Source organism: Deltaproteobacteria bacterium GWA2_45_12 (assembly GCA_001797365.1).
GTDB lineage: Bacteria > UBA10199 > UBA10199 > UBA10199 > UBA10199 > UBA10199.
Genome location: MGPH01000061.1, coordinates 1 through 3,108, shown reverse-complemented (window position 1 = coordinate 3,108; position 3,108 = coordinate 1). Strand labels below are relative to the sequence as shown.

The following is a 3,108-nucleotide window of genomic DNA, read 5'->3' as shown; positions in this document are numbered from 1 at the left end:
AAGGAGAGTATCAACTGAAATTATTTTGAATCCGGTGTCTTTGGTGCCACGGGCGTAAGCCCGTGGGGCCCCATGTAAAAAATTAAAAAAAGGGCAACAAATTCTTGATCACATGGGTAGCACTGAACTGGCCGCCAATCTTTTTAGAGCCACACAAACAGAAGAAAAAATTCGACGTGAAGAAATTACAGGAAAACAAAAAGCCAATCAAACGCATCGGGAAGTGGGTGCCAAGGTGCGTCGAACAATTCGAGAACTGGGAGGAAGTATGCCGGAACACTTGGTTGTGGCTGAAAATATCAAAAAGTTAAGAACAAAACAGAAGCAACGGTATTTAAAAACGGCACCAAAATCCTAGCAACTATTTCCTGCTTCCGCCGAAAATCATGGGATATGGCGGGTACTCCAAAATCCTTCGATGTTCAAACCGTGGCGGCGACTCCTCCTTCCCACTATGGGAGTTTTTGGGGGTTGTCCCTGACTGATTTCAAAAATCTCATCCCCGCGGGGGACCCTCGTTTGGATCCTTTTATGGAGGAACTCGAACCCATCGTTGACCAAAACGGATCTTCTTTAAAGATTGATGATTATCAAGAAGCCGAAAAAGCCCAAAAATTGTGGTCGAAATATTTTTTAGAAGGCAAATCCGTCAGCGAGTATGATCAATTTCTTGGAAACTACGCCAAAATTTATTTTTCCAGCCATCGCGATGAAATCAAAAAAACATATTTTCCGGTCATGTTTCCGGATCACCCCTTCGCCAAGTTATTTGATACCCTTCCCCTCGATGATTTGCCCGACATGCGTGGGTTGGTGACATTCACCGAGACGGCTTTTTTGGCGGCTCATAAACTTCCCCAGATTGTCCGTGATCGGGTTCTGTCGGTTTTGTATCCGGCCTCCGGCTCACATGTGGCGGCTCTTTATATGTCTTTGATGCTTATGGATGCCAACATCATTGATCGTGCGAATTTTGTTTTTACTGAGATTGATGCGAATCGTTATCAAGATCTCCAACGATGCCTCAATGAGGCTTTGGCACAAGGTGTTTTCGATAAAGTAGAATATTCAAAACCCCAAAATTTTGAGGAAGGCAACGAATCCAAAGTGGTCATCACTTATCAAGGCAAACCCATTACTCTGACCTTTGCGCTTAACCGAAGCGGCAAAGATTATTTCCGTCCCGAATATTTGGAACAAGCCGATGTGGTTGTCATCCATGATCCAGGAAGTGACGGAGATATTCAACATAGCTTTGATCTTTTATCCCAAGTGCTTATGGCTAAAAAAACAGCCGGTATTCAAAAAGGCCAGTTAGTAGTGATGGAAAAAACCACCCCTTATGATGGAAATGGTTTTTCCGGAGGCTCGCTTTTACCCAAAGAAATGTGGAATCGGGAACTCACAGGCCCCTTTGGGCATTGTGGGGGATATAAAGGGGTTGGAGAGGTGGAAGGGTGCCATTTTAAAACAGCCCAGCTTATTGATTTAAATGATCTTTCTTTACAAACCCTTGTTCAGGCTGCTCCCAATGCTGCAGCTTTGAGTTTCAAACTCTTTAGACCCGAAATGAGACCCTCGATTGCGACCCCATAACCCCTAAAAAATACCAAAGTTAACTATTGATCCCACCATAAATTTGGATTAATGTCCCCAAACTGTCTAATTTTGTGGTTTAAGTACTTACAAAATCAAAAGTTTTAGGGGGTCCTCTTTTAGATAGATAGAGGAGAGGCATGGCATGAAAATTCTTCGCACGACGGACCGTAACTTTCGTTACGATTTTGGAAAAGTTTATAAAAATCGTTTAGAAATTTCTGAATCCATTCAAAAAGATGTGATGGCAATTTTGGATGATATCAAGCGCATGGGAGATCAGGCGCTTTTTAAATACACCGAAAAATTCGATGCCTTTGCCGTCAATACAAAAAATGTTGAAGTAACTTCCAAAGAAATAAGTGTGGCTTCCAAAAAAATACCTGCCCGTGATCTTCAGATTTTAAAAAGCGTTGCCAAACGCATTGAAGATTTTGCCAAACAACATTTAAATCAATCATGGCAGACGAGCAAAGACGGTGCCACTTTGGGTGTTCGTTATACCCCCTTGGAGCGCGTGGGAATTTATGTCCCAGGCGGAAAAGCGGCCTATCCATCCAGTGTTTTAATGACAGCTATTTTGGCCCGTGTTGCGGGAGTTTCTGAAATTATCATGTGCAATCCATGGCCCCGTGGCGAATCAAACTTTGCTGTGTTGGCGGCGGCAAAAATTGCCGGCGTTTCCAAAATTTTCAAGGTGGGCGGGGCCCAAGCCATTGCGGCCATGGCCTATGGGACAAAAAGCATTCCCAAAGTCGACAAAATCGTGGGGCCGGGGAATGTTTATGTCACCTGTGCCAAAAAATTTGTGTATGGAGATGTTGATATCGACATGCTTGCAGGTCCTTCAGAGGTGTGTGTGTTAGCCGATGGGAGTGTTTCTGCCGCCTACATTGCGGCTGACTTATTGGCCCAGGCAGAACACGACCAGATGGCCTGCCCTCTTTTGGTCACAACCGATTCCAACTATGCCAGCCGTGTGGATGGGGAAGTGCGCATGCAACTGGCCCGTCTTTCACGAAAAGATATTGCCGGTGTTTCCATTCAAAAACGGGCCCTGATTGTTTTGGTGCGCAATATGGATGAGGCTATTGACCTGGTCAATGAAATTGCCCCTGAACATCTGGAACTGGTGGTTAAAAATCCTGAGTCTTTTGTTGATCGTATTAAACATGCCGGGGCCATCTTTTTGGGGGAACATACTCCTGAAACCATGGGGGATTATATTGCCGGCCCAAGCCATGTTTTGCCTACCAGTGGTTCGGCTCGTTATTTTTCGGTGTTGCAGGCCAATGCCTTTCTTAAGGCCACCAGCATTGTTTCATTAACCAAACAGGCCTTTCAAAAATTAGGGCCCGATGCCAGCCGTTTTGCCGAAATGGAAAGTTTGACAGCTCATGCTGCCGCAATAAATGTGCGCCTTGGCTAGGAGCCTGTCGGAATAATCATTTTCTTACTCATGATTTTTTCCAGACTCTGATTTTTTCGTGAACTCATTGTTCTGTAAATCCA

At 44.5% G+C, this 3,108-nt stretch carries 2 protein-coding genes and 1 pseudogene; all 3 read left to right on the top strand.

Annotated elements, in window-relative coordinates; translation table 11 throughout:
• Nucleotides 1-76: 76 nt before the first annotated feature.
• Nucleotides 77-358: pseudogene (locus tag A2048_06910) on the top strand (hypothetical protein).
• A gap of 35 nt (nucleotides 359-393) precedes the next feature.
• The gene (locus A2048_06905; GenBank protein OGP07624.1) at nucleotides 394-1,596 is read left to right on the top strand and encodes a hypothetical protein; all 1,203 of its coding nucleotides are present in this window, start codon (nucleotides 394-396) and stop codon (nucleotides 1,594-1,596) included.
• A 145-nt stretch (nucleotides 1,597-1,741) separates the two neighbouring features.
• Nucleotides 1,742-3,025 (top strand): histidinol dehydrogenase, encoded by a 1,284-nt coding sequence (locus A2048_06900; protein ID OGP07623.1) that lies wholly within the window; start codon nucleotides 1,742-1,744, stop codon nucleotides 3,023-3,025.
• Nucleotides 3,026-3,108: the final 83 nt, after the last annotated feature.

Coding starts and splice junctions, on each gene's coding strand:
- A2048_06905 (OGP07624.1), top strand. CDS start 394: ATGGCGGGTACTCCAAAATCCTTCGATGTTCAAACCGTGGCGGCGACT.
- A2048_06900 (OGP07623.1), top strand. CDS start 1,742: ATGAAAATTCTTCGCACGACGGACCGTAACTTTCGTTACGATTTTGGA.